Source organism: Salinicoccus sp. Marseille-QA3875 (assembly GCF_054950095.1).
In genome coordinates, this window is sequence record NZ_CM143103.1 from 2,219,097 (window position 1) to 2,245,798 (window position 26,702).

Annotated in this window: 30 protein-coding genes; 26 read left to right on the forward strand and 4 right to left on the reverse strand. The window is 44.3% G+C overall.

The genetic code is table 11. The features are described from left to right. The first annotated feature begins 11 nt into the window (after positions 1–11). Both ACY8DT_RS11280 and ACY8DT_RS11285 read left to right on the forward strand, forming a co-directional pair. Positions 12–449: a YlbF/YmcA family competence regulator gene (locus ACY8DT_RS11280; RefSeq protein ID WP_462420408.1), complete on the forward strand. Its 438-nt coding sequence runs from the start codon at positions 12–14 to the stop codon at positions 447–449. A 57-nt stretch (positions 450–506) separates the two neighbouring features. Then, a complete protein-coding gene (locus ACY8DT_RS11285; RefSeq protein WP_462420409.1) occupies positions 507–632 on the forward strand; it encodes a hypothetical protein in 126 nt (41 codons plus the stop codon). Positions 633–1,028: 396 nt separating this feature from the next. Here ACY8DT_RS11285 and ACY8DT_RS11290 read toward each other — a convergent pair whose 3' ends face one another. Next, positions 1,029–1,949 (reverse strand): glycerophosphodiester phosphodiesterase family protein, encoded by a 921-nt coding sequence (locus ACY8DT_RS11290; protein ID WP_462420410.1) that lies wholly within the window; start codon positions 1,947–1,949, stop codon positions 1,029–1,031. A gap of 97 nt (positions 1,950–2,046) precedes the next feature. On the opposite strand from ACY8DT_RS11290, the gene ACY8DT_RS11295 reads away from it, so the two are divergent. Beyond that, positions 2,047–2,310 carry a DUF2129 domain-containing protein gene (locus tag ACY8DT_RS11295; RefSeq protein WP_052256707.1) on the forward strand — a complete coding sequence of 88 codons (264 nt, stop codon included), beginning with the start codon at positions 2,047–2,049 and terminating at the stop codon, positions 2,308–2,310. Here ACY8DT_RS11295 and ACY8DT_RS11300 read toward each other — a convergent pair. Beyond that, positions 2,307–2,678, reverse strand: a complete 372-nt coding sequence (locus ACY8DT_RS11300) for a DUF7147 family protein (RefSeq protein ID WP_462420411.1) — start codon at positions 2,676–2,678, stop codon at positions 2,307–2,309. The two genes, ACY8DT_RS11295 and ACY8DT_RS11300, sit on opposite strands and share 4 nt — an antisense overlap. Before the next feature lie 62 nt (positions 2,679–2,740). On the opposite strand from ACY8DT_RS11300, the gene rsmD reads away from it, so the two are divergent. Together rsmD and coaD are read left to right on the forward strand one after the other, a co-directional pair. Then, positions 2,741–3,289, forward strand: coding sequence for a 16S rRNA (guanine(966)-N(2))-methyltransferase RsmD (gene rsmD, locus ACY8DT_RS11305; RefSeq protein WP_462420412.1), 549 nt, complete (start codon positions 2,741–2,743; stop codon positions 3,287–3,289). Further along, entirely contained in the window at positions 3,286–3,771 is a 486-nt protein-coding gene (gene coaD / locus ACY8DT_RS11310; RefSeq protein ID WP_462420413.1) for a pantetheine-phosphate adenylyltransferase, read from the forward strand. Before rsmD ends, coaD begins: the two co-directional genes overlap by 4 nt. On the opposite strand, the gene ACY8DT_RS11315 is transcribed toward coaD, so the two are convergent. Beyond that, positions 3,758–4,903 (reverse strand): nucleotidyltransferase, encoded by a 1,146-nt coding sequence (locus ACY8DT_RS11315; RefSeq protein ID WP_462420414.1) that lies wholly within the window; start codon positions 4,901–4,903, stop codon positions 3,758–3,760. The two genes, coaD and ACY8DT_RS11315, sit on opposite strands and share 14 nt — an antisense overlap. A 112-nt stretch (positions 4,904–5,015) precedes the next feature. On the opposite strand from ACY8DT_RS11315, the gene ACY8DT_RS11320 reads away from it, so the two are divergent. Both ACY8DT_RS11320 and rpmF read left to right on the forward strand, forming a co-directional pair. Beyond that, positions 5,016–5,534 carry a YceD family protein gene (locus ACY8DT_RS11320; RefSeq protein ID WP_462420415.1) on the forward strand — a complete coding sequence of 173 codons (519 nt, stop codon included), beginning with the start codon at positions 5,016–5,018 and terminating at the stop codon, positions 5,532–5,534. A gap of 2 nt (positions 5,535–5,536) precedes the next feature. Continuing rightward, positions 5,537–5,710 (forward strand): 50S ribosomal protein L32, encoded by a 174-nt coding sequence (gene rpmF, locus ACY8DT_RS11325; RefSeq protein ID WP_462420416.1) that lies wholly within the window; start codon positions 5,537–5,539, stop codon positions 5,708–5,710. Between the two features lie 26 nt (positions 5,711–5,736). Here the strand turns inward: rpmF and ACY8DT_RS11330 are convergent, their stop codons facing one another. Further along, entirely contained in the window at positions 5,737–6,204 is a 468-nt protein-coding gene (locus ACY8DT_RS11330; RefSeq protein ID WP_462420417.1) for an N-acetyltransferase, read from the reverse strand. A 110-nt stretch (positions 6,205–6,314) separates the two neighbouring features. On the opposite strand from ACY8DT_RS11330, the gene bshC reads away from it, so the two are divergent. The 19 genes from bshC to ACY8DT_RS11425 all read left to right on the forward strand — a co-directional run bounded on the left by bshC (position 6,315) and on the right by ACY8DT_RS11425 (position 26,490). Next, on the forward strand, positions 6,315–7,901 hold the full coding sequence (gene bshC, locus ACY8DT_RS11335; RefSeq protein WP_462420418.1) for a bacillithiol biosynthesis cysteine-adding enzyme BshC: 1,587 nt from the start codon (positions 6,315–6,317) through the stop codon (positions 7,899–7,901). A 140-nt stretch (positions 7,902–8,041) separates the two neighbouring features. Next, on the forward strand, positions 8,042–8,473 hold the full coding sequence (mraZ, locus tag ACY8DT_RS11340; protein ID WP_462420419.1) for a division/cell wall cluster transcriptional repressor MraZ: 432 nt from the start codon (positions 8,042–8,044) through the stop codon (positions 8,471–8,473). A gap of 11 nt (positions 8,474–8,484) precedes the next feature. Then, positions 8,485–9,414 (forward strand): 16S rRNA (cytosine(1402)-N(4))-methyltransferase RsmH, encoded by a 930-nt coding sequence (gene rsmH, locus ACY8DT_RS11345; protein ID WP_462420420.1) that lies wholly within the window; start codon positions 8,485–8,487, stop codon positions 9,412–9,414. Between the two features lie 12 nt (positions 9,415–9,426). After that, complete coding sequence (ftsL, locus tag ACY8DT_RS11350; protein ID WP_462420421.1) at positions 9,427–9,810, forward strand: cell division protein FtsL; 384 nt, start codon at positions 9,427–9,429, stop codon at positions 9,808–9,810. A gap of 79 nt (positions 9,811–9,889) precedes the next feature. Further along, positions 9,890–11,968, forward strand: a complete 2,079-nt coding sequence (locus tag ACY8DT_RS11355) for a penicillin-binding transpeptidase domain-containing protein (RefSeq protein WP_462420422.1) — start codon at positions 9,890–9,892, stop codon at positions 11,966–11,968. 9 nt (positions 11,969–11,977) lie between these two features. Next, positions 11,978–12,940 carry a phospho-N-acetylmuramoyl-pentapeptide-transferase gene (gene mraY / locus ACY8DT_RS11360; protein WP_462420423.1) on the forward strand — a complete coding sequence of 321 codons (963 nt, stop codon included), beginning with the start codon at positions 11,978–11,980 and terminating at the stop codon, positions 12,938–12,940. Next, positions 12,941–14,275 carry a UDP-N-acetylmuramoyl-L-alanine--D-glutamate ligase gene (gene murD / locus ACY8DT_RS11365; protein ID WP_462420424.1) on the forward strand — a complete coding sequence of 445 codons (1,335 nt, stop codon included), beginning with the start codon at positions 12,941–12,943 and terminating at the stop codon, positions 14,273–14,275. 21 nt (positions 14,276–14,296) lie between these two features. Beyond that, positions 14,297–15,547, forward strand: coding sequence for a cell division protein FtsQ/DivIB (locus ACY8DT_RS11370; protein ID WP_462420425.1), 1,251 nt, complete (start codon positions 14,297–14,299; stop codon positions 15,545–15,547). A 107-nt stretch (positions 15,548–15,654) separates the two neighbouring features. Beyond that, complete coding sequence (gene ftsA / locus ACY8DT_RS11375) at positions 15,655–17,115, forward strand: cell division protein FtsA (RefSeq protein ID WP_462420426.1); 1,461 nt, start codon at positions 15,655–15,657, stop codon at positions 17,113–17,115. A gap of 26 nt (positions 17,116–17,141) precedes the next feature. Then, on the forward strand, positions 17,142–18,287 hold the full coding sequence (gene ftsZ, locus ACY8DT_RS11380; RefSeq protein ID WP_462420427.1) for a cell division protein FtsZ: 1,146 nt from the start codon (positions 17,142–17,144) through the stop codon (positions 18,285–18,287). A gap of 61 nt (positions 18,288–18,348) precedes the next feature. After that, a complete protein-coding gene (gene pgeF / locus ACY8DT_RS11385; RefSeq protein WP_462420428.1) occupies positions 18,349–19,134 on the forward strand; it encodes a peptidoglycan editing factor PgeF in 786 nt (261 codons plus the stop codon). After that, entirely contained in the window at positions 19,127–19,759 is a 633-nt protein-coding gene (locus tag ACY8DT_RS11390) for a YggS family pyridoxal phosphate-dependent enzyme (protein ID WP_462420429.1), read from the forward strand. The genes pgeF and ACY8DT_RS11390 overlap by 8 nt, the downstream gene beginning before the upstream one ends. After that, on the forward strand, positions 19,756–20,391 hold the full coding sequence (locus ACY8DT_RS11395; protein ID WP_462420430.1) for a cell division protein SepF: 636 nt from the start codon (positions 19,756–19,758) through the stop codon (positions 20,389–20,391). Before ACY8DT_RS11390 ends, ACY8DT_RS11395 begins: the two co-directional genes overlap by 4 nt. An 11-nt stretch (positions 20,392–20,402) precedes the next feature. After that, positions 20,403–20,714, forward strand: a complete 312-nt coding sequence (locus ACY8DT_RS11400) for a YggT family protein (protein WP_462420431.1) — start codon at positions 20,403–20,405, stop codon at positions 20,712–20,714. A gap of 59 nt (positions 20,715–20,773) precedes the next feature. Continuing rightward, positions 20,774–21,553, forward strand: coding sequence for a YlmH family RNA-binding protein (locus ACY8DT_RS11405; RefSeq protein ID WP_462420432.1), 780 nt, complete (start codon positions 20,774–20,776; stop codon positions 21,551–21,553). Positions 21,554–21,576: 23 nt separating this feature from the next. After that, positions 21,577–22,095, forward strand: a complete 519-nt coding sequence (locus ACY8DT_RS11410) for a DivIVA domain-containing protein (RefSeq protein ID WP_462420433.1) — start codon at positions 21,577–21,579, stop codon at positions 22,093–22,095. A gap of 264 nt (positions 22,096–22,359) precedes the next feature. Beyond that, a complete protein-coding gene (gene ileS, locus ACY8DT_RS11415; RefSeq protein ID WP_462420434.1) occupies positions 22,360–25,101 on the forward strand; it encodes an isoleucine--tRNA ligase in 2,742 nt (913 codons plus the stop codon). A gap of 8 nt (positions 25,102–25,109) precedes the next feature. Continuing rightward, a complete protein-coding gene (gene lspA, locus ACY8DT_RS11420; protein ID WP_462420435.1) occupies positions 25,110–25,610 on the forward strand; it encodes a signal peptidase II in 501 nt (166 codons plus the stop codon). Then, positions 25,582–26,490, forward strand: coding sequence for an RluA family pseudouridine synthase (locus ACY8DT_RS11425; protein WP_462420436.1), 909 nt, complete (start codon positions 25,582–25,584; stop codon positions 26,488–26,490). The genes lspA and ACY8DT_RS11425 overlap by 29 nt, the downstream gene beginning before the upstream one ends. Positions 26,491–26,702: the final 212 nt, after the last annotated feature.

The window sequence follows — 26,702 nt, forward strand, 5'->3', positions numbered from 1 at the left end:
GAGGTGTTTTTATGACAACATTACAAGAATTAACACTGCTGGACCAGCTCGACAGACTGAATCACATGATTACACAGACCGAAGAATTTAAACATTACTGTAAATATAATCATCTTATAAATAATGATCCGGAAGTTCTCGAAATCATTTCTACATTCAAAAGGATGAAAGAAGACTTTGAAGAAGTCAGCCGTTTCGGCAAATACCATCCTGACTTTACAACAAAGAGACGGGAAGTCAACCAATATAAGAAAAAATTAGATTTACATCCGATTGTCATGGAGTTCAGACGCGCTGAATATCAGCTCCAGGCACTTCTCGACGAAGTGCTTTTCCATATGAGCGAAGACGTCAGCGAACATGTCAACATCGTCAGCGACAATCCATTCTTCACGAAAGATTCAGGCGGAGGCTGCTCCACAGGCGGCAGCTGTTCCTGCGCAGTATAAACTTTATAATAAAAACCGGACGCCCTTGATCATCTTCCGGAGATGGTTGAGGGTGTCTTGTGTTTTGGTGTGGCGGGTGGATGGGGCATAGCCGCTGCAGCTCTTACAGCATTTGCCGTGCAGATGACATGGAAATCGTCTCTAACTAAACGTCTGGAACTGTTTGCTGTGCAGATGGCGTGAGAATCGTCTCTAACTAAACGGCTGGGGCAGTATGGTGTGCAGATGGCATGGAAATCGTCTCTAACTAAACGGCTGAGGCTGTATGCTGTGCAAATGGCGTGAGAATCGTCTCTAACTAAACGGCTGGGTCAGTATGCTGTGCAGATGGCATGAAAATCGTCTTTAACTAAACGGCTGGGGCTATATGCTGTGCAAATGGCGTGAGAATCGTCTCTAACTAAACGGCTGGGGCAGTATGCTGTGCAGATGGCATGAAAATCGTCTCTAACTAAACGGCTGGAGCAGTATGCTGTGCAGATAGCGTGGGAATCGTCTCTAACTAAACAGCATCACCACCGCTCTGCCTCAAAATGACCACAAAAATACCCGGCTCAACTGAGCCGGGCTGATATTAACCTAGTATCTCTGTTTCATCAGGTGGTAGCTGATGTCGGGGAAGTCTGTAACGATTGTATGGGCGCCTTTTTGAATGAGTTCGTCCATCTTGTCCATATCGTTGATGACCCAGAAGCCGACGGCCACATTCATGTTTTGCAGGAATGCGATGAATTTCTCATTATCGAGCGGGTAGCCTTTAACGTTCACCGGAATCTGGAATGTGTCTGCGTTCGGCTGGTAAAGGTGTTTGAATCCTGTCTTGAAGCTGAAGTAAGCTTTTGTCACCTGGTCTTCACCGGCACCGAGTGCAATCTCGTCTCTGGAATAGAGTTTGAATCTGTTGATCTGTGCGTCGTGGAAGCTCGTGACGAGAACGCGGTCCTCTGCGCCGAGTTCTTTGATCAGACGGTAGAGTACTGTCGGCATCAGACTGCCTTCGTAAGTTTCCGGCTTATCTTTAATATCGATGTTCACCAATTTGTCCGGATAGTTTTCAAGCAGTTCCTTCAAAGTGAGGATCTTGGCGTCTGCATGTCCTCTGAAAGGTGTGTTGCCTTCGACATCCCTGAAATGGTAGCCGAAGTCGAGTTCCTTAAGTTCAGCGAGGGTCATGTTGCTGACGCGGCCTGCACCGTTTGAAGTGCGGTCGACATATGCATCATGCATGACGATGATTTCTTCGTCTTTTGTCAGACGGATATCGATTTCAAAACCTTCTACATTGAATTCGCCGGCTTTGTCGAATGCAAGCTTAGTATGTTCAGGCGCAAGTGCCATGCCTCCGCGGTGTGCGAAAATGTAAGGTGAGCGTCTTTTAAAGTAGGGCTTGATGTTCTGAACCTTTGTTTCTGCTGTCAGTTTCGTACCGATCCACAAACCACCGACAATGCCTCCGGCAACACCGATTGTTGTTAAAATTCCTTTGATACATTTTCTCATTTAAAATATCCTCCAATATGATTCTGTATGATACTGTTAAAAATCTGTTGCTGAAATGGTATGATATCCTTATACAAATTAGATGGGTGGGACAAACATGTTAAAGAAACGAATTGGTATTTATATTTATTTTAAACAAAATAAATTCATTAGACAATTAAAACGTTATGGCCATCTGATTTATGTAAATAAAGATAAGAAGTACTTATTATTATATATTAACGAATCAGATGTTTCTCAAACAATGAAAGAGCTGAATAAGCTTAAATACGTCTCAGATGTCATTGTCTCACAATATCCCAATATTAAAAGGGAATATGAACGTGAGAAGCATGAAGCGAAAGACTACAGAGTCATCTAAGTCATCGGCGGCAGCAGATGATTCAGTCTCAGCACGCCGATCATGTACTGGAAGTACTGTTCCGGATCATGGAAGTCACCGGGAGGTCTTGTAGTCATCTCCACTTTTTGAATGTCATATTTCTCGAGGCTTTCATTGATGATGTTATATTTTTGCCGATGTCTGCTTGTCATGGGAATACCTCTGTAGATCGTATAGAGTGCCTGGAAATTTCCACGAACGGGTTCCATGACGAGCACAAAGGTGGATGGTTCATTTTCAACGTGCAGGTATATGCCTGATTTTATACGCCGGTGATTGTAATTGATGAGTGCTTCGAGCTCGAAGATATCGCCGTAGCCGTCACCAAGCCGGATGAATTTTTGCATGTATGATCAACTCCTGTTATTCATCTTATCTCAAAACATCAAAAAATGGAAAGAGGATTTTTATGAGAATAATCAGCGGCTTTTACAAAGGTAGGAAAATCTCCGCTCTGTCACATCGGGATACAAGGCCGACCACGGATAAAGTGAGGGAAAACATCTTCAATATACTGGGGCCCGTCCACGGGGAGGTTCTGGATTTATTCGCGGGTACGGGTGCTCTCGGCATCGAAGCGCTCAGCAGAGGCGCCGAAGGCTGTATTTTCATCGACGGTGCGAAAGATGCGGTCGGGGTATTGAAGAAGAACACTGAAGGCATCGGGGAGCCGGTTGAAATATACCGCAATGACTACAGGCGCGCACTGAAGGCACTGGCCAAAAGGGGCAAGTCTTTCGACCTGATTTTCCTGGACCCGCCGTATGATAAGGATATGGTCTCCTTTGCCCTGTCGGAAATAAAGAGACTCGGCTTATTGAATGAAGACGGCCGGATTGTTGTAGAATCGGGGAAGGATGAATCATTCAAGAACCCGGGTTTTGACAATGTACGGGAGGTCGTTTATGGTACAGTTAAAGTAAATATATTGATTAATATTGAGGAGAAATCATCATGACAAGAGTAGCGGTTTGTCCGGGAAGTTTCGATCCGATTACATACGGGCATCTGGATATAATTGAAAGAACGAGCAAAGTGTTTGATAAAGTGTATATTTCGGTTCTCAGAAACTCTTCCAAGAAGGGTTTGTTCATGCCGCAGGAAAGGGTGGATATGATAGAAGAAGTGACGAGCCACCTGGATAATGTGGAAGTGAAACAGTTTGATGGTCTGCTTGTGGATTTTTGTAACGAAGTGGGTGCCAAAGCCATTGTCAGAGGTCTGCGTGCGGTCAGTGATTTCGAATATGAAATGCAGCTGACGAGCATGAACAGAAAGCTCGACAGTGACATCGAGACGATTTACATGATGACGAATAACAATTACTCATTCATCTCGTCTTCGATTGTCAAAGAAGTGGCAAAATACGGCGGCAAGATAGAAGATGTCGTACCGCCGCATGTTGCGAACCTGCTGCAGGAAAAATTCAGCGATCGATGATGACGGGCGTATTGAAGTCATTCTGATCTGAATTCTGTGCAATGTTATATACGTCTGTCGCCATGATCTCATCGCTGATATGGCGGCTGTTTTCTTTATTCACGTTTGTAATGATCTGGACGTCCGTATCTTTCAGAGTCTTTAAATATTCCCGGCCGGCACTGTTCATGGCGAGTACACGCACTGCATTAATATTCTGAACATCATGCGCATCCATATCGCTGTAGGTGATATTAAGGAGTATGCATGCCATCAGGCGGTTCAGACGCGTCCATGTGTAGCGCTTTGTTTTTATACGGTGCATGAAGTCATCGTAAGTATCCGCGCCGCGTATGTTGGATTTCAGCCGGTTTTCGAGGCCTTCTGTCATCATATAGATTTCCCTCAGCTCGCCGGGGCTCTTATGTGTGATGATCACCTTGAGCGTCTGAAAGAAGTCCGCATTGCTGACGGTTTTATTTTTAAAAATCTCATCTGCAAGTTCCGGCGGCATGAATGCTTTCACAGCTTCAAGGCTGCCGGCCGTAATGTTGTTCCGGATGCTGGTGGCGCTTGAAAATGTGCCGGCGGACAGGCCGGGTTCATTGTACCGGTTGCTCTGCCTTTTGATTGTGAGCGGTGTAATGCGGCTGCCGAGTGCTTCAATGGCGCGTATGTAGCTTAAGCCGAGTATGTTGTTCGAGCCGCTGATGTCGTCGCCCTCGAGCAGTTCTGAGAGTGCGCGCGGGTGGCTGTACCCCTGTTTGATCAGTGCGGACAGTTCGTCTTTGCTGACGTTGTCCCGGCTGTCGGTGTACAGCTGTTTCAAGGCGGTGATGTCGCCGGACTCGCTGCCGAATACAAGATGCGTGCTCTTTAGAAGTTCGGCGATCCTCACGCCGCCGAGTGCGAAATCGTCCGCAAAGCTGATGCTGTTTTTAAGCGGCAGCTCGACGACGAGATCGACGTGTTTTACGGCGTGGGCAGCTCTGATGAATTTATTCGTAATTGCCGCTTCGCCGCGCTGCGTAAAGTTGCCGCTCATGACCGCGATGACGATATCGGCATCTGAAACTTTACGGCTTTCATTGATATGATATATATGACCGTTATGGAATGGATTATATTCGGTGATGAGGGATGTGACATTCATTGAAAAAGCCTCCTTTATCCTGTATTGTATCAAATAATCTGTTAAGAAAATAACTTGACATAAGTCCCCATAAAATGTACAATATTTTTTGTGCTCATAAGAGGTGAAGAGTATGAAATGGACGTTGGCTCAACTAAGAAAATTCCATGATGAAGTGATCAAATTTGATGATGACCTGAAGCTTGAGAATTTGACGGACAGGAAGGATATCCTATCTGTCGCATCACTCAATGTCAAAGGCGAAATATTTGTGCGCAGCAGACAGTTCAATGCGCAGATAAATATCGATGCGATTATCAACATGCTCGACAGTCGAACATCTGAAGACATTCAAGTCCCGCTTCAAATTGAATCATTGGAAATCTTTGATGAAACGGTCCATGAAGATGATGATCTCGATGAAAATGTTCATCCTGTGACTCATACATTGGATTTAGAACCTGTTATCAGGGAACTCATCATTGTGAACCTTCCGAACGCTTATACGACAAGCGATGAACCACTTGGGAGTGGAAATGATTGGGAAGTCATCGATGAAGATGAGTTTGCTCACGAAAGTGAGGAAAAAACAGATCCCAGACTTGAAAAATTAAAAGCACTACTTGATAGTGATGAAGAAAAGGAGGATTAATCATGGCAGTACCTAAAAGAAGAACATCTAAAACTCGTAAAAATAAACGCCGTACGCATATTAAACTTTCAACGCCAGGAATGGTTGAATGTTCAAACTGTGGTGAAATGAAACTTTCACACCGTGTTTGTAAATCATGCGGAAGCTATAAAGGTGAAGAAGTAGTAAATAACTAAAAAGATGAGCCTGTGCTCATCTTTTTTTATTGCTGCAGAGAATATCCTTCAGGAAACCAGATCAGTGCGTTGTCTGCAAGATCTCTCTCAATATCATATTTTAAAGTTTCAAAACCGTGGTCTTCAAAGAAAGAGCGCGCGTTTTGGCGGCTGATCGCTTTGATTGGCATATTCTGCTCTTTTACATAATTGATCAGCGCTGAACCGAATCCTCTGCCCCGATATTTTTCCAGCACTTCAAGTTTCCATATGACAAGGTAGTCGTGAGGCGGATCGAAGATAGGACGGTCATCATCCTCTTTTTTATAAAGACACATGCGTGCAGCTAAATTTTCTCCGACGTATATACCGTAGAACGGCGAGTCTGTATCTGCATCAATCAAGTTCCCTTCAAGCTCTTCCATCATTTGCAATTCCTGGGTCCCGTACTCTCCAAACTTTTTAAAGTCCCCGGCAGTTTTATAGTTGATTGCCAGATGTTTGATTTCAATCATTAAAATCGCTCCTTTCATCCATTATATTATAATTGATAAACAGTTCAATTGTTTTATAAAATGAAAAAATCTATAATTTTAATTAATCACCGTGACAAAGGAGAAAGACAATGGAAATTGAATGTATGAAATTCTCTAAAGATGGTTATATTGATAAATTTAATCAGCAGCAAGAGGATGTTCTTAAATTTTATCAAAACCTCTCATTGAATGAAAACAGTATCAAGCAGGTGCTGGCGAGACCGGCGCATGACCATACAGAAAAACTTGCTGAGATCATAAAGGCTGATATGAAGAAAATCGGCTTATCGGATGCGCAGGAAAAGAACCTGCAATTGCTGGCGGACGGTCACCGTGCAGTCATCGGAGGACAGCAGGCAGGACTGTTCATGAGTCCGGCCTATATCGTCCACAAAATAATGTCCCTCATCATCGTGACAAAAGATATGAAAGACAAATATGATTATGATGCGGTACCTGTCTTCTGGGTAGCCGGAGAGGACCATGATTATGAAGAGATCAATCATACATTCGTCTATGACGACATGCACAGAAAAAAGAAGAAAATCAGTTATAAGCCGAATCTCAAAGTGAATATGAGTGTCGGTTTCTATGAATATGATAAACAGGCGATGAAGGAAACGCTCGATAAGATCATCGAAATGTGCGGAGACCGTTCGGATTTGAAAGCTTTGAAAGATAAAGTCGCCGGATTCATTGATGAACACACTTATTGGACTGAGCTGTTCCACGCGCTGGTGCATGATCTGTTCAAAGATGAAGGTGTGCTGATATTCAACAGCCATACACCCGAAGTGAGGCAGCTTGAACAATCGATGTTCAGATCGATGATAGAATCGCACGAAAAAATCGATGAGGCTTTCGTGAGCGGGCAGAAACAGCTGGTTGAAACACTCGATATTACACCGACGATTCATACGGACAATAACGTGCATCTCTTCATCAACGCACCGACGGTCCGTACATTGCTTGAAAAGAATGGTGAACACTTCAAAGCTGAAGATGCGGAATATACTGAAGATGAACTGCTCGGTCTCCTGGAGCAGTCACCAGAGATATTCAGCAATAATGTAGTGACACGTCCTCTGATGCAGGAGATGCTTTTCAACACTCTGATATTTTTGGGCGGCAGCGCCGAAGTGAAATATTGGGGCGAGCTGCATAAAGTGTTTGAAGTGATGGACGTGGATATGCCCATCATTTTAAAACGCATCGAGTTTGAATATTTATCACCGCGTCTTGAAAAACTGATGGACAGACATGAGCTTGAATTCAACCCGCAGTTCTATGATACTGTCGATAAACTTAAACGTTCGATGGTGGAGGATGGTGTCAATCCGGATTTCATAAATAAAATCCGGGACATTACGAGAAGCGCCGAAAAAAGTTATAAAGAACTGCACGACATCAACAGTCAGGATTTCATGACGGATATTGTCGAGTCGAACTTCAAACACCACCTGAAACAGCTGGATTATCTGGAACGCAGATACAAAACAGAAGTGAAGCGGCACAGAAGAAAAGAATTGGGCGACCTGAGCGAACTGCAGGAAAAATTACTGCCGGACGGCGGCCTGCATGAAAGAATGTACCATCCTTGGCAATATATGACTGATTTCAGGGATTTCCCCCCACTTTCCTACACAACGGATCTGGTCATCATCAAAACTCCATAGCATCAACATTCAGCCGGCGGCTTTCTAATTTTAGAAAGCCGCCTTTTTTATATTATTTAAAATCATGGCACTTTATTTATATAATTTGTGGTGAAAAGTGGTTGGATGTGGTAATTTATAAATAGAGGCAGGTGGATACCATGTTCATGGGAGAATTTAACAATAAACTCGATGCAAAAGGCAGAATGATCGTTCCGAGCAAGTTTCGCGAGGATCTATCGGAGCAGTTTGTAATTACACGGGGTCTTGATAAATGTCTCTTTGGCTACACACATGAAGAATGGTCCCGCATTGAAGAAAAGATGAAAAACCTGCCGCTGACAAAACGTGATGCCCGCAAATTCATGCGGTTATTCTTCTCAGGCGCAACTGCGGTCGAGGTGGATAAGCAGGGGAGGATCAATATCCCTCAAAATTTACGCACTTATGCAGGACTTTCAAAAGATTGCACAATAATTGGTGTTTCCAGCCGGATTGAAATATGGGATTCAGAAGAATGGTCAGATTTCTATTCGGATTCAGAGGAAAACTTTGAAGATATAGCAGAAGACTTAATAGACTTTGATTTATAGGATGTGACAATGTGTTCAGTCATGACACGGTATTATTAGAAGAAACAGTGGACGGTCTCAATGTTAAAGAGGACGGTATTTATGTGGACGCCACTTTAGGCGGCGGCGGTCACACTGAATATCTCCTCAGTAAAGTCACGACCGGCAGAGTGATTGCATTCGACCAGGATATTTATGCGATCGAACACGCACAGAAAAGATTTAAAGATGATGAAAGACTGATCCTTGTACATAGTAATTTTGAAAATCTGACGGCTGAACTCTCAGCTCTGGATATAGAAAAGATTGATGGAATCATGTATGACCTGGGTGTTTCAAGTCCTCAACTCGACATTACCGAGAGAGGTTTTTCGCATACGAGAGAAGCGAGGCTCGATATGAGAATGGACCAGTCCCAGTCTCTGGATGCGCATGAAATTGTAAACACGTATTCCTATGAAGCGCTTGTGGGAATTTTCTTCAGATACGGTGAGGAAAAGTTCTCCAAGCGCATCGCGAGAGAAATTGAAAGAAGAAGAAAAGAACGGAATATCGAAACGACGACAGAACTGACTGAAATAATAAAATCCCAAATACCGCACAAGTTCCGCCGCACAGGCGGCCACCCGGCAAAAAGGGTGTTTCAGGCGCTCAGAATCGCAGTGAACGATGAACTTGGAGTGTTTGAACGTTCACTCGAAGCGGCGATTGAATTATTGAATAAGGATGGCAGAGTGTCAGTGATCACATTCCATTCACTGGAAGACAGAATATGTAAGCAGATGTTCGTTGAATATGAAAAAGGTCCGGACCTGCCTAAAGGCCTGCCTGTAATTCCGGAAGAATATCAACCGGATTTAAAAAGAGTAAACCGTAAACCGGTTCTTGCGAATGAAGAAGAATTAGAAAATAATCCGAGAGCACGCAGTGCGAAATTAAGAATTGCAGAGAAACAAAAATAGGATGTGTTAAATATGGCAGTAGAGAGGTATCGCCAAGCAGTACCGAATACGAAACCGAATGATCAAAGCCGGGTGGAATCAAATCCTGAAACGCTGAAAAAAAGTAAAGTCGTCGGTATCAAACGTGGAGAAGCGCTTGTTTATGTAATGCTCATGATAATGATTACCATTGCTGCAGTATTTGTCCTTTCATCGAAGATGGAGGCCTATAAGATGCAGAGTGAAATCACGAATATCGAAAGTGAAATTGCGACGAAAAATGGTGAAATTGATGAGTTGAATACGGAAGTGACACATTTGGCATCCTATGATAGAATTTACGAGAAAGCTGCTGAGCTGGGTCTGGATTTGGACAACAGCAATGTAAAGGTTGTTGAAAGACATGGCAAAAATTAAAGTAAGGTTTATGAATAGAACGATATCATTTTCAGTAGGTGCGCTCCTAATATATCTAGGTATAGGAGTGCTTTTTCTTTTGATAATCTGGCAATTTTCATATTTGATGATCGGAAAATCATTGGAAGATGAAGATCTGGTCGCACACGGACATGAAAAATTCACAAGAACAGCAGTCAACAGTGCCGAAAGAGGCGATATCACCGACCGGGATAACAATATTCTTGCGAGTGATATGCAAGCTTACCGTGTCGCATTGATTATTGATGAAGACTATCCGAATCACGTGGATGATAAGGAAAAAGTGGCATCTGTACTTAATGAAGTGCTGGATATGGAAGAAGCTGAAGTGATTGAAAAGATAGATCAGGGAATCGAAGATGAGCGCTTCCAGGTGGAGCTTGGAAGAGCGGGCATGGATATTTCCTATAATGAAAAACTGAAACTTGAAGAAATACAGGCGGATCCCGATTCAGGAGTCAGCGGTTTTTATTTTGTCGGAGAGACTAAGCGTTTTTATCCGAACGGTAATTTTGCCTCGCATCTTGTCGGTTATGCCGAGCAGGATGAAGAGACGAATGAGCTGTTTGGCCAGATGGGTCTGGAACGTGCGTATGATGATGTGCTTTCGGGAGAATCCGGATCGACCGGATATACTCAGGATGTCTGGGGATACATAGTGCCGAATACACAAAATCAGGTCAAGGCGCCTGAAGATGGTGCGGATATCCAGCTGACGATCGACTCGAATATTCAGCTGTATGTGGAAGATTCCCTCGATACGATGGAAGAGCATTTTGAACCTGAAGAATTGTTTGCGGTCGTTGCAGATGCTGAAACCGGTGAGATTCTGGGTTCCGGACAGAGGCCGTCCTTCAACCCGAGGACGCGTGAAGGTTTCGGCAACAGCTGGCTGAATATGCTCTATCAGTATTCATTCGAGCCGGGCTCCACTTTTAAAGTATTCAGCCTTGCAGCTGCGATTGACGCGGGCGAATATGAGCCGGATATGACGTTTGAATCCGGGGAGTTTGATGTTGGTGGACACACAATCTATGATTGGGAGCCTGAAGGCTGGGGAAATATCACTTATAATGAAGGTATGCAGTATTCTTCCAACGCACTCATGATGATTCTGCAGGATAAAGTCGGCGAAGATAAGATGCTTGAGTACTATCAGGACTTTGGTTTCGGAGAGACGACCGATTCCGAGTTCCCTCGTGAAGTGCCGGGTGTCATTGCGTGGGATGAGGAACTGCAGCGCAAAACAACATCCTTCGGACAGACTTCGACGGTGACCCCGATCCAGATGATTCAGGGGATGACTGCCATCTTGAATGGCGGCGAGATGAAAAAACCGTATGTCATCGACTCGATTACCGATCCGAATACGGATGAAGTGCTGTATGATGGTAAAGAGTCTGTCGTCAGACAGGTGATCAGTCCGGAGGCCGCTGAAAAGACACAGCAGGAAATCAATACATTTGTAGACGGCTCGATGGAGAGAAACCCGCAGTATCAGCTTGATGATTATGAAGTGGCCGGTAAATCCGGAACCGCACAGATCATCGATCCTGAAAACGGCGGGTATATGAGTGGCGATTATGAGTTTTTAACTTCGTTCATCGGCTATGCACCGGAAGATGATCCTGAAGTCATCATCTACTACGGTATCAAGCTTGCTTCAAAAAATAAGGAAGACACTTGGGACTACGGTGTAATGCACGGTTTCAACCCATTGATGGAACGTACACTCAAATATTTGGAAGTCGGTTCACAGGATGAGGAACAGACTGCTGAACTCGTTCCTGTCGAAGATTATACCGGTAAAAGTATGACAGAAGCGGCGCTGCCTGAAGATGAAACGATTCATCAGCTTGTGATCGGTGAAGGTGAAATCATCGAGGATCATTACCCGAAAAACAGCGCGCTGCTGCCGTATGACACATTATTCGTCAAAACAGAGGGGCAGGCGACAATGCCGGACCTCAGCGGCCTGTCAAAACGTGAAGCAATAATTTTTGGAGATTTTGCGGGTGTGGAAGTCACTTTAGAAGGTGAAGGTTACATCACTGAACAGTCGGTCGAGGCCGGTGATGCGATTGAAGAGGGCAGTGAAATCAACATCACATTATCGTCAAATGATCCAAATGACTAGGAGGACATGATGAATTTTATATTTTTATTACTCGCATTTGCATTTACTGCACTATTAGTGCCGATTACCATACCGCTGTTGAAGCGCATGAAGTTCGGACAATCGATCAGAAAAGAGGGGCCCGAATCCCATATGGCGAAGACCGGCACCCCGACAATGGGTGGTCTGACGTATCTGATTCCGACGATACTGCTCGCTTTTGCGGCACTGTTTTTTGTCGATGATATATACAAGATGCTTGTACTGATCATCGTAACGATCGGTTTCGGCCTGATCGGTTTCATCGATGACTATATCATCGTTGTAAAAAAAGATAATACAGGTCTCTCTTCAAAGCAGAAATTCATTGCCCAGATTGCAGTATCGATCATCGTCTACATCATAATGGCCAACTGGATTCCTGACATTTCAAACAGCATCCACATACCCGGGACGGAATGGTCGATTCCGCTCGGATTCCTGTTTGTGCTGTGGATTATATTCTGGCTGGTGGGCTTCAGTAACGCCGTCAACCTGACGGATGGACTGGACGGTCTTGCGACGGGTCTGTCCATCATTGCATTCGGTGCGTTTCTGACCATCGCATGGATGTATCATGAATACGAAATTGCTTTGTTCCTGTGCATCATCATCGGTGCACTGATCGGTTTCCTTATTTATAATAAATACCCTGCTAAATTGTTCATGGGAGATACGGGATCGCTTGCTCTCGGCGGTTTGATCGGCATTGTGTCGATCATGATCAATAACAGTCTGCTGCTGCTCATCATCGGCGTTGTTTTTGTTATAGAGACGGCGTCAGTCATACTGCAGGTGGCGTCATTCAAACTCACAGGAAAAAGAATATTCAAGATGACACCGATCCACCACCATTTCGAACTGCTCGGATGGAGTGAACGGAAAATTGTCGCTGTATTCTGGACGACAGGCGCAGCAGCCGGTGTGATTGGAATTCTGCTGGGAGGACTTTAAATGAGTCATATTAAATACAAAGATAAAAAAGTCATCGTTCTCGGATACGGCCGGAGCGGCAGGAGTGCCGTCAACACGATGATCCGTTTCGGAGCGAACGTCGTTTTGACGACGAACGAAATATTCGCGGATGAAAGCATCAGACAGCTGCTGAAAGGACAGGGTGTCGAAATCGTCGACGGTCATCATCCTGTCAGCCTTTTGAACGATGCTGAACTGATTATCAAAAACCCGGGAATACCTTACAAGATTGAATTCATCCAGGAAGCACAAAGACGCGGCATTCCCATCATTACCGAAGTCGAGCTGACGAAAGACATCACTGATGCAGGAATCATCGGCATCACAGGAACGAACGGCAAAACGACCGTTACCCATCTAATCGGAGAAATGATGACCAATGATAATAAAAAACCGATCCTATGCGGCAATATCGGCTATCCTGCGAGTGAAGCGGCGTTTGAAGCTGACGAGGACAGCGTACTCGTGATGGAATTGTCATCATTCCAAATGATGGGTGTGAAGCATTTCAAACCGGATGTCGCAGTGCTGACAAATATTTATGAAGCGCATATGGACTACCATTCTTCAAGAGAGGAATATGTAAATGCCAAGCTGTCTTTATTAGATAATCTGGACGCATCGGATATGATCGTTTTCAACGCGCAGCAGAAATCATTTCTGGATACTTACGACGGTCCGGCGGAAATCAAATATTTCACCGGGGAAGGACGAGCGGATGCATACATCGAAGACGGGTACATCTGTTTTGAAAATACGAAACTGATGAATATCGATAACGTTCTTCTGAGAGGCAGCCATAACTATGAAAATATTTTGGCAGCGATCATAGCGGTCAAACAGTTCGGCGTGTCAGACAGTGCGATTGTCAAAACATTGAAAGCGTTTGGCGGTATTCCTCACCGTATGGAATATCTCGGCATTATAGACGGCGTCAAATATTACAATGATTCGAAGGCGACGAACAATCTGGCGACATCATTTGCCTTGGACAGCTTCCGGGTGCCGACGGTCTGGATTGCCGGCGGGCTCGACAGAGGCCAGCCGTTCGATGATTTGAAAAATCATGTCGGCCATGTCAAACATCTGGTGGCCTACGGCGAAACAGCGGAGCGGTTAACAGAGTTTGCCAAAATAGAAAACATTGAAGTGAGTTTCGCTGAAAATCCGTATCATGCAGTTCTTGCAGCGAAAGAACTTGCCAGTGCCGGTGAAATCGTGCTGTTTTCACCCGCATGCGCGAGCTGGGATCAATATAAAGATTACGAAGCACGCGGCGATCATTATAAAGAAGGCTTCCATAAAATCTACTGAAAAAGGCGGTGAGCCATCAAGATGAGAGATGAAGAAGAAATTTCAAAACTGAGGGATAAACTACGCCAGAACCGTAAGACGTTCTCGCAGACATCAATAGAGTCCCGTCTTTACGGCTCACCGGAAGATGATGCGGGTGATGATGAAAAATCCGGAGCAGGCAATGAAGCCCCTTCAGAAGGGATGAAGGATCCACAGGCGGATGAACATGAGTTTCCGGAAGAAGAATATTTGGACGAGTCGCTCATAGAAAAAAATGAATGGGCGGAGGAAGCGCAGTCTGAAAGTCCTGATGATAAGAAGGCTGTGAATGAAAAGACGACAGCTGAAGAGAAGTCCCGTAAATCTGAGAAAACATTTGGAAAAACAGCAAAGATGAAAAAGGGCGGAAAGAAAAAAAAGCCGAAGCGCCAAAAAAATCCGAAGAAATATACAAAGCTGACGACTTTAAAAGAAAACATCATGCTGATTCCAAAATACATACTGATTCCCGCCGTCATTTTATTCCTTTTATTTGCATCACTCATCTGGTATGTATCAACAGATGCAAGTGATCTGAAGGAAATTGATATCAGCGGCAACGAAATCATCACCGAAGAAGAAATTGAAAGCCGGCTTGATTTTTCTGCAGGTGATAAGATGTATAGTATAGACATAGGCACCGCAGAGGAAAATATCTCGCTGCTCCCGATCATCGTGGATGTCAATGTGGAGCGCAACTGGTGGAATGGTGTCACAGTCAGCATCAGTGAACATGATGTGCTCGGCTATATCGAGAACGAAGGCAGCTATAACCCTGTGCTCGAAAATGCAAGAATATTGAGAGGCTATCATGTCAGTCCGGTAAACGGGCCTCTGATCTATTTTTTTGAAGGCGAGGAAATGGACGATCTTGTTCAAAACCTTAATGACATCGAACCCGAAATAAGAGCGGGCATATCAGAAATTTATTTCAGACCGACAGAGAATTCGCTCGGCAGAATTCATCTTCTGATGAATGACGGCCAGGAAATTGTGGCGGATTACCGTGACTTCGGGGAAAAGATGAATCATTATATCGGCATGAAAGAAGAAATCGGTGACGATACGGAAGGTATCATCGATATCGAAATAGGCAGCAGCTTCCTGCCTTATAATTCAGATGAAGCCCGTCAGATCAAAAGTGGTATATACAACTCACCGGAAGCCACCGGATATGTCAACGAGTTGAACACCTCATTGAATAGTGTCAAAGATACACTGAATCAATTCGGGGAATATGAGGAAGAATAAAGTATCCAGGTTAAATTTTTGTATAATTCTTGTAAATAGTTCACAATTAACCTGTGATAATGTAAACTGATAATAGTAAATTGATAGCTCGCTAGGAGGCAGATGACTTGAAGGAACATTACTATGTAGCCCTTGATATAGGCTCATCAAGTGTTAAAACAGTCGTCGGTGAGAAGTTTCATGATGGGGTAAACATCATCGGAATCGGTCAAACTTTCACTGACGGTATATCTAAAGGGATGGTTACAGATTTTGAGCTTGCTAAAAGTGCAATTAAAGATACAGTCAAAAAAGCAAGTATTTCATCTGGCGTAGAAATTGATGAAGTATTTTTAAAAATGCCGATTACTGACTCGGAAGTGAAATTCAGTGAAGAAGCGATCAGGTTCGGCGGAGAGTCAACAGAAATCAATGGTGAACATATAGAGTCCCTGTTGGAATCATTAAGAGAAAAAGAAATGGCCGGGGACAAAGAGGTCGTCACAGTCTTTCCTGTCCATTTCATCGTGGATGATCTTCATGAAGTGGATGACCCGAAAGAGATGGTCGCAACACAGTCACTTGCTGTCAAAGCAGGCGTTGTCCTGATCAATCGCACACTGCTGATCAATGCAGTGAAATGTGTCGAGGCGTCCGGTCTGACGATACTCGATGTATATTCAGATGCAGTGAACTACGGACATGTCCTGACAGATGCAGAAATAGAACTCGGCGGCGTTGTAATAGACATCGGTGCCGATCTGACACAGTATGCATACTTTGAACGCGGTGCCCTGAAATATGCTTCAAGTATCCCGGTGGGCGGCAATCTGATCAGCAATGATCTGACCGAGGCATTCAACATGCCGTTCGATCATGCCGAGAAAGTCAAAAACCAATATGGACATGCATTCTTCGATATGGCAAATGATGAAGATATCATCCGCCTGAATCAGGTCAACTCACAAGATGCAATTGAAGTGACACCAAAGGATTTAGCAGATATCATTGAACTGAGAGTGGAAGAGCTGCTGCTTGATGTATTCGAAGACCTCCAGCGCCAGTCCATCACCAAAGTCAGCGGCGGATTCGTCGTCACCGGCGGTACTGCAAATATGCTCGGTATCAAAGAGCTGATGCAGGATATGGTGTCTGAAAAAGTGCGTATTCATGTCCCGAACCAGATGGGTGCAAGAAAACCGGAATTCGCAAGTGCAATTTCTACAGTAAGCAGTGGAATTTCATTTGATGAGTTACTGGAATATGTTACAATTGATAATTATGACACAGCAACAGAACCTGTCGCTTCAGAAACTCCGGAGGATGCCGATTCAAACTTCTTCAGTGGCTTATTCAAGAACAGAAAAGATAAGAATGAAGCAGAAAATATATCGACTGAAAATACACCGGTGCAGCAGGAAGAGCCAGATGAAAATGTTGTTGAAACTCCGGAGTATGAAGAATATACGGAGTATTCATACGATGATGATGAGAAAGTCAACGAAGCGAAAACAGAGCAGAACCGGCCGAAAGAATCGAAAGATGTGGGCGGTTATATGAAAAAGTTATTTAAGAATCTTTTTGAATAAGATGAATCATTGGGAGGAAAAACAAGATGTTGGAATTTGAGCAAGGTTTTAACCATTTGGCAACTTTGAAAGTTGTTGGTGTAGGTGGCGGCGGTAATAACGCAGTCAACCGCATGATTGATGACGGCATGCAAAATGTTGAATTTATAGCAATTAATACAGATGGACAAGCTTTGAATCTATCAAAAGCAGAATCCAAAATACAAATTGGAGAAAAATTGACGAGAGGACTCGGCGCTGGTGCAAACCCTGATATCGGTAAAAAAGCGGCTGAGGAATCCCGTGAACAGATCGAAGATGCACTGCAGGGTGCTGATATGGTCTTCGTAACAGCAGGCATGGGCGGCGGAACCGGTACAGGAGCTGCTCCAATCGTTGCTAAAATTGCGAAAGAGATGGGCATCCTTACAGTAGGTGTCGTCACTCGTCCATTCTCATTCGAAGGCAGAAAACGCCAGACACAGGCAGCAGCCGGCGTCGATGCCATGAAAGCGGCAGTAGATACACTGATTGTAATTCCTAATGATCGTTTATTGGATATTGTTGATAAATCAACACCTATGATGGAAGCGTTCAAAGAAGCGGATAACGTACTTCGTCAAGGTGTTCAGGGTATTTCGGATTTGATCGCTGTAAGCGGTGAAGTGAACCTTGACTTTGCAGACGTTAAGACAATCATGCAGAACCAGGGGTCAGCGCTTATGGGCATCGGTATTTCAGCTGGTGAAAACCGTGCAGTCGAGGCAGCTAAAAAAGCTATTTCAAGTCCTCTGCTTGAAACTTCAATCGTCGGTGCACAGGGTGTCCTGATGAACATTACGGGCGGAGAGTCATTATCACTGTTTGAAGCACAGGAAGCAGCAGACATCGTACAGGATGCGGCGGATGAAGATGTAAACATGATCTTCGGTACTGTCATCAACCCTGAACTTGAAGACGAACTTATCGTTACTGTCATCGCTACAGGTTTCAATGAAAAAGGTGTGAACCGTACGCCTGAAAGGCCTGCTGCTGAAGAAAAGAGAGAATCATTCGGTTTCTCAAGTAACGACGAAGAGCCGAAAAGAACACGCAGCTTCCAAAGAGATGAAGATACCGGCGTAAACAGCTCACAGGACGATGATTATGAAGTGCCGACTTTCTTAAGAAATCGTAATCGTCGCAGACGCTAATAATTATTTAGATCAAAGTCAGAGAGGCGCGCCTTTCTGACTTTATTTTTGGGGTGGGAATATGAGTCAGTTTTCTTTTCAGCCGCATCGGCACTTTTACGGTAATAAAGAAGGTGATTGCCTTTTTGGTTACACAAAAAGGACAGATGGTCTGAGTGATTATCCAAAAGACAGTTTCAATATGGCTTTATATATCGGCGACGATACGGATAATGTAAACAGGCACCAGGACATGCTGGCAAGTGAAATCGACATCAGCCCTCTAAATTGGGTGCTCCCCATTCAGACGCATGGCAGCAGGGTAAAAGAAGTCACTTCAAATGACCGTGGAACCAATGTCCGTGAATTAACCGCCGGATTGAATGATATCGATGCGATATATACTTATGATGAAAATGTGCTTCTCACGATGAATTATGCTGATTGTGTGCCTGTTTATGTCTACAGCAGGATCAACAGCTTTACAGCTCTGGTGCATGCAGGATGGAAGGGTACTTCTAAAGACATATTAAAAAACACGCTGAATGAATATGACGGCCATCCGTGCGATCTAACCGTCATCATCGGCATCAGCATCAACCAGTCCCATTATGAAGTGGATGAAAAAGTCATTGATGCTTTAGATGACCGGTACTTAAAAGATGCGGTCGTTGAAACGGACAGCGGTTATCAGCTTGATCTTAAAACAGTCAATAAAAACCAGGCACTCGATTTCGGTGTGGACGAGAATGATATCCATGTCACACCGCTGGGTACGGAAGATACGGATGAGTTTTTCTCCTATCGTCTTGAGAAGGGAAAAACAGGCCGTGCATTAGCATTTATAGGGAGAGTATCAAATGATTAAAGAAAATTTTAATGCGATAAAAGAAGAATTGACCGATGATGTGAATATTATAGTTGTGACTAAATATCACACTGTTGAAGAAACGCTGGAAGCATATTCAGCCGGCGTCAGAGACTTTGGTGAAAATCGTATTGAAGGATTTTTGGAAAAAAGAAAAGCATTGCCGGAAGATGCGAATGTACATTTCATAGGCACACTGCAGTCCAGAAAAGTGAAGGACATCGCAGGATCCATGACACATCTCCATTCACTTGACAGAGAAAGTGTCGCCAAAAAAATTGAACAACATGCAGACGATGAGGTAAAATGTTTTATACAGGTAAACGTATCTGAAGAATCGTCAAAACATGGATTATCTGTGGATGAAGTGCAGCCGTTCATAGAGAATCTGACGCCATACGGCAAAGTTAAAATCATCGGACTGATGACGATGGCACCTCTCACAGAAGACAGTGAAGTGCTGAATACGACGTTCGGCCGTCTGAAAGAACTGAGAGATGAATTACAGCAGACTTACCCGGAGATTACCGAACTGAGCATGGGGATGAGCAACGATTATAAAATCGCACTGGATTACGGTGCGACTTATATTCGAATCGGCTCCAAAATTATGGGAAGCAGGTGAATTTTATCGCTATAAAAAACTTTTTTAAAGATTTGATAGTCGTCGAAGTCGAAGAGGAAGTTTCCGAAGATACCGGTAAAAAAGTAAGGGAGCCGGCAGACAGACCGAAGGGAAAAGCCGGTCCTGAGTCAAATGATACTAAGAACAAAGTGACACAGCTTGATTTATCCAGAAATGAAAAGAGTTCATCTGAAAATAAGAAGGCTCGTGAAAATACTTCTGCATCTCGGGATAAAAATAGATCACAGGGGTCTTTCTTTAAAAAAGAGCGCCAAAAACCTGCAGACAACAATACGACAGGACGACGAAAGAATTCACCACACAGTCATAAGGAGACCACTTTGATGAATGCTGATAACATGAATGCCAAAGTTCATTTATTTGAACCGAGGGTCTTTTCTGAAACACAGGACATTGCAGATGAACTTAAAAACGAACGTGCAACTCTGGTCAATTTATCTAAAGTAGATTCAGGTCCTAAAAAGAGGATCGTGGACTTTTTAAGCGGTACCGTCTATGCATTAGATGGAGATATCCAAAAGGTCGGCAATGATATTTTCCTTTGCACACCAAAAAGTGTTGTCGTTGAAGGTGAAATCTCTTCAGATAAAGAATACCCAGAAGAAATGTAAGGAGAATTATTTTGGATAAATCACTACTGCTCAATATAGTTTCAATAATAGCGGATATTTCGTTTATAGCTTTACAATTATTAAGATGGGGGCTCATCATATATATTTTAAGCTCCTGGCTGCCGGCTCTCCGGGAATCGAAATTCGGTGAGTTTTTAGGAAAGATTTTTGAACCGATACTTGAACCGTTCAGAAAAATCATTCCGCCGCTTGGAGGCATGCTTGATCTGTCTCCGATCATATTATTCATCGTTTTATGGTTGTTCCAAAGTGGCCTGGTGGCAGTTTTCAATGCATTAGCGACATTTATAATACAATTTTAATGCATTATCACGGTGATATTCATTTATCTCCGTGATTTTCAAATTAAGGAGCATTTATCGTGAAGGAAATCTTTCAACACTTCAGACCTGAAGAAAAAGAGACGATCATCAAACTGAACAGCCGCTTTGAAATTGCTGAACGTGACTACTACCCTGTGCTTCTTGATTTTCTTGATCCGAGAGAGCAGAGCATCGTCCGCAGCCTTTCCGGCTATTATCCCGATTTGAAAATAGAATTTTACGGCGGAGGCGAGTCACGTGAACGGATGCGAGCGATGCTGATTCCGGAAATGCTGGAAGTTTCAAAGGATGATTTCGAAGTGATGGTGCTTGAACTTGACTATCCCGAAAAATTTGTTAATCTTGAGCATCGGAATATTTTAGGTGCCATCATGAGTGTCGGCTTAGACAGAAATCTGATTGGTGATATAGTTATAGGTGACACCATTCAGTTTGCGATCGCGAAACCTTACTTTCATATTTTTGAAGCTGAACTCAAGACGATTAAAAATGCGCCTGTGACTTTAAGTGAAGTGCCGCATACGGAGTTTATCGACAATGTCGATGACGGTATTTCACAGACGATACTGATTTCGAGCTTCAGGCTGGACACTGTCACGAGCGACCTTTTAAAAGAGGGCAGGGCGAAATCCAAAGACAGAATCGAGAAAGGCAAAGTGAAAGTGAATCACACGGTCATAGTGAACCCGGCCTTTATTCTCGAAGAAGGTGACGTTGTATCGGTTCGTCATTTCGGACGTTATAAAATTGATGAGATGTTACATGAAACTAAAAAAGGGAAATACAGAGTAAAAGCCAAAGTTTATAAAAGTAAATAAAAAGTCAATAAGAGGTGAAAAATATGGAAGCGAGTGAAAGGACAGACAGAAAGTTTGCCACTGTCTACCGGGGCCTTGATGAAAAAGAAGTGCGGAATCACCTGCGGAGAATCGAAGGTGAGATCGAAGATCGCGACAGGAAAATCGCACAGCTTGAAGAGATGCTGAAGGAACGTGATGAAAATCTGAACAGCTTCAGATCAGTCGAAACGAGCATCAATGAAGCGATACTGACTGCACAAAGAGCAGGCGACGATACAAAGAAGGCTGCATCCGAGCGAGCCGAAGAAATTATCAGAAGCGCTGAAGCTGAGCGGGACATCATCATCGATAAAGCGTTGAACCAGGCACGTCATATTGGCAGCCAGACTGAAGATATGAAGCGCCAGTCCAAAGTTTTCAGAGCGCGTTTCAGAATGCTTGTACAGGCGCAGCTTGACCTGCTCCAGTCGGATGACTGGGATTATCTGCTCGATTACGATTTGGACAATGAGGACAAAGTACGCGAAATTGAAAACGAGTATGGAAATAATGAAGAGTAAATATTGACGAAACGTGATTATTTTAGCATAATATATATATTGTTAGACAAGCAGAATGTGAGATAATTTAAAGCGACCGGAAGATGGTGAGAGTTCCGGAGTCACAGCATTTTGATATCACTAATGATTGATAATGAATACTATTAAGAAGAGATGGCTCTGACTGGGAGTCAATAAGGGTGGTACCGCGGAATTTTTCGCCCCTATTGATTCAGTTAGAGTTTTTTTATTTTAAAATAATTTATTGAAACGGGAGAGTAGAGAATGGATTATAAAGATACGTTATTAATGCCGAAAACAAAATTTAAAATGCGTGGCGGTCTGATCAACAAAGAACCTAAAATGCAGGAAGAATGGCGTGAAATGGATTTATATGAAAAGAAACTGAAGCAGAACGAAGGTAATACACCATATATTCTGCATGACGGCCCGCCATATGCAAACGGTGCGCTCCATATGGGCCACGCACTGAACAAAATCATCAAGGATATCATTATCCGTAATAAACAGATGCAGGGCTACTATGCACCTTACGTACCGGGCTGGGATACACACGGTCTGCCGATTGAACAGGCACTGACGAACAAAGGTGTGGACCGTAAGAGCATGACGATCGAGGAATTCAGAAACAAGTGTATCGAATTTGCGAACACTCAGATCGATGCTCAGCGTGAAGGTTTCAAACGCATGGGTATCGACGGTGAGTGGGACAATCCTTACTTGACTTATAAACCTGAATTCGAAGCATCACAAATCAGAGTATTGAAAGACATGGTCGAGAAAGATTTAATCTATAAAGGCAAAAAGCCGATCTACTGGTCTCCTGCAAGTGAATCGTCTCTTGCGGAAGCTGAGCTTGAATATAAGGACAAACGTTCACCGTCCATCTATGTATCATTTGAAGTGGAAGACGGTAAAGGTGTTCTTGACACAGGTGTCGGCCTTGTCATCTGGACGACGACGCCTTGGACGATTCCTTCGAACATGGCGGTTGCTGTGCATCCTGAGTTGAACTATGTCCAGTTCAACTATGATGGCAAAGAGTATGTCGTAGTGGAAGACCTGCTGGATCACCTCTGTGAAGAAGCAGGCTTCGATAAGGAGAAGGTGACACATACGAAGGAAGTCAAAGGTTCCGAGCTTGAATATATTGAAGCGAAACATCCATTGTATGACCGCACGAGCCTTGTTGTACTCGGTGACCATGTAACGACGGATGCAGGTACAGGTCTTGTACATACTGCACCGGGCCATGGTGACGATGACTTCATCATCGGACAGAAATACGGTCTGCAGGTGCTGAGTCCTGTGGATGACAAAGGTGTATTCACAGATGAAGCAGGCAAATATTCAGGACTTTTCTATGATGATGCGAATAAAGAGATCACCGAAGATCTTGACAGCGCAGGCGTTTTATTGAAACTGAACTTCTATACGCACTCGTACCCGCATGACTGGCGTACGAAGACACCGGTAATCTTCCGTGCGACACCTCAGTGGTTCGCGTCGATCAACGGTGTCCGCGATGATATTCTGAAGGCGGTCGACGATACGAAGTTCCAGGTCGAGTGGAATAAGAAGCGCATGCACAACATGATTAAAAACCGCGGCGACTGGGTGATTTCACGTCAGCGTGTATGGGGTGTGCCTCTGCCGTTCTTCTATGCTGAAAATGGTGAGGAAATCGTCGATGTCGATGTCATCGAGCATGTTGCGAAATTATTCGAAGAACACGGTTCCAACATCTGGTTCGAGCGCAATGCGGAAGATCTTCTGCCTGAAGGTTATACACATCCCGGTTCACCAAACGGCAAGTTCTCCAAAGAGACCGATATCATGGACGTCTGGTTCGACTCCGGTTCGACGCACCGCGGTGTGCTTGACTACCGTGACTATTTGACGTATCCGGCGGACCTCTACTTCGAAGGTTCAGACCAGTACAGAGGCTGGTTCAACTCTTCAATCATCACAAGTGTTGCGACTAAAGGGCACTCACCGTATAAGGAGCTTTTAAGCCACGGTTTCGTCATGGACGGAAAAGGCAAGAAGATGTCCAAGTCACTCGGCAACGTCATTCTGCCTGAAAAAGTGATGAAGCAGATGGGTGCAGATATCATCCGCCTGTGGGTCATGTCTTCTGATTTTGAAGAGGACGTACGCATTTCCGATGATATCCTTAAACAGGTGTCAGAAGTTTACCGTAAAATCCGCAACACATTCCGTTTCATGCTGGGTAACGTTGCGGACTTCAATCCGCGGGAGGATGCCGTCCAGTACGATGATCTGTATGAAATAGACCAGTTCATGTACCAGAGGTTCAATGAAGTCATCAACATGGTGCGCGACTGCTACGAGCGCTATGACTATGTGACGGTTTACCAGTCACTGCAGAACTTCATCAACGTCGACCTGTCCAACTTCTATCTGGATTACGGTAAAGACATCCTTTATATTGAAAAAGAGGATGCGCCGATCCGCCGCAGCATGCAGACAGTGCTCTACAAGATCCTGACCGATCTGAATAAACTGCTTGCACCGATTCTTGTGCATACTGCTGAGGAAATCTATCAGCATACGCCGCATACAGAAAAAGAGAGCGTGCACCTTGAGTACCTGCCTGAAGTGGCAGAAGTGGATACTGAACTCGTTGAAAAATGGCAGTACTTCCTGAAAGTGCGTGATGATGTATACCGTGCGCTTGAAGTGGCACGTAATGAAAAAGTCATCGGTAAGTCACTGGAAGCGAAAGTTTATGTGACAGAGCCTGAAGAAATGAAATTCGATGATCTGCATGGCAATCTGGAACAGTTATTCATCGTTTCACAGGTGGAAGTCGTGGACAGTCTGAAAGATGGCACGAAGTACGATACTGTAAGTGTCAAAGTTGAACATGCAGAAGGTGAGCGCTGTGAGCGCTGCTGGAACTTCTCCACTGCAGAGAGTCTGACGAGCGGCGAAGACGATATTTGTCCAAGATGCCGAACTGTCGTTGATTCGTTATCGTAGGTGGTATGATGAAAAAATTCAGAATTGCGCCGATGCTCGGCATCGGTGCAGCCGTCTTAGCCATCGACCAGATTACAAAATACCTTGTTGTAAGAAATATGGAAATCGGTGAGTCCATTACGATAATCGGTGAGTTTCTTCAGTTGACCTCCCACCGGAACTCAGGCGCTGCCTGGGGCATGTTCCAGGGACAGATGCTTTTCTTTTATATAGTAACGTTAATTGTCGTTGCACTGCTGCTGTACATTTATAAAAAAGAGGCTGAAGACAACTTTTTGATGCAGCTGTCAATTACACTGCTGCTCGCTGGTGCGGTCGGGAACTTTATTGACAGAATCCTTTTCCAGGAAGTCGTGGACTTTGTGGACACTTTGATTTTCGGTTACGATTTTCCGATTTTCAATGTCGCGGACAGTGCACTTACGGTTGGTGTCATACTGATGCTGATCGAGTTTTTCTTCACAGGACGGAGTGGTGATAATGAACGAAATAACAGTAGGCAAAAATAATGAAGGCGAGCGTCTCGACCGGTTTTTGAGCACGGTCGTTGCGGATTCATCGAGAAGCGATATACAGGGCCGCATCAAGGATGGTATTGTGACAGTGAACGGAGAACAGGTGAAGCCGAACTATAAAGTTAAGGCGGATGACGAGATTGTCGTGGAAGAGCGTGAGCTCGTAGAAGCGGATATCGAGGCTGAAAACCTGAATCTGGATATCATCTATGAGGATTCCGACGTTGCCGTAGTGTATAAACCAAAAGGCATGGTCGTCCATCCGTCTGCCGGCCATTACGGCGGCACGCTGGTGAACGGGCTGATGTACCAGCTGGATGAATTGTCCGGGATAAACGGCGAGCTCCGTCCGGGCATCGTCCACCGTATCGATAAAGACACGAGCGGACTGCTGATGGTGGCGAAGCACGACGTCGCCCACCGGGACCTTGTCGAACAGCTCGTGGATAAAAGTGTGACGAGAAAGTACACGGCCTTTGTCCACGGCGTGATTCCGCATGACAAAGGTACCATCGAAGCACCGATCGGACGCAATCCGAGAGAACGCCAGGAGATGGCGGTCGTGGATGACGGCAAAGATGCCGTCACACACTTCAACGTTCTGGAACGTTTCAAGGATTACACGCTGGTCGAATGTATTTTGGAGACCGGGAGAACCCACCAGATCCGTGTCCATATGAAATACATCGGCTACCCGATTGTCGGCGACCCGAAATACGGACAGAGAAAGACGATGGACACCGGCGGCCAGATGCTTCACGCAGGTATCGTCGGATTCACACATCCCGTGAGCCGGGAACGTCTCGAGTTCAAAACGGGACTGCCGGACTACTTTGAAGAAATTTTGGAAGATTTGAGAATGAGAGAGAAGTAGCTTGTTATTGATTGGCAGACGCAAAATCCCTGTTTGAGGGGTTTTGCGTTTTTTTGTTGTGGGGGGTGGTGCGTACTGTTTAGATAGATAAGAATTTGATGCTATCTAAACGTTTGAGACTGTTACGTGTGCAGCTGGAAGTAATTTTGATGCTAACTAAACGTTTGTCCGTCCCAGCCGTTTAGATGTTGATGAATTTTTTGCTAACTGAA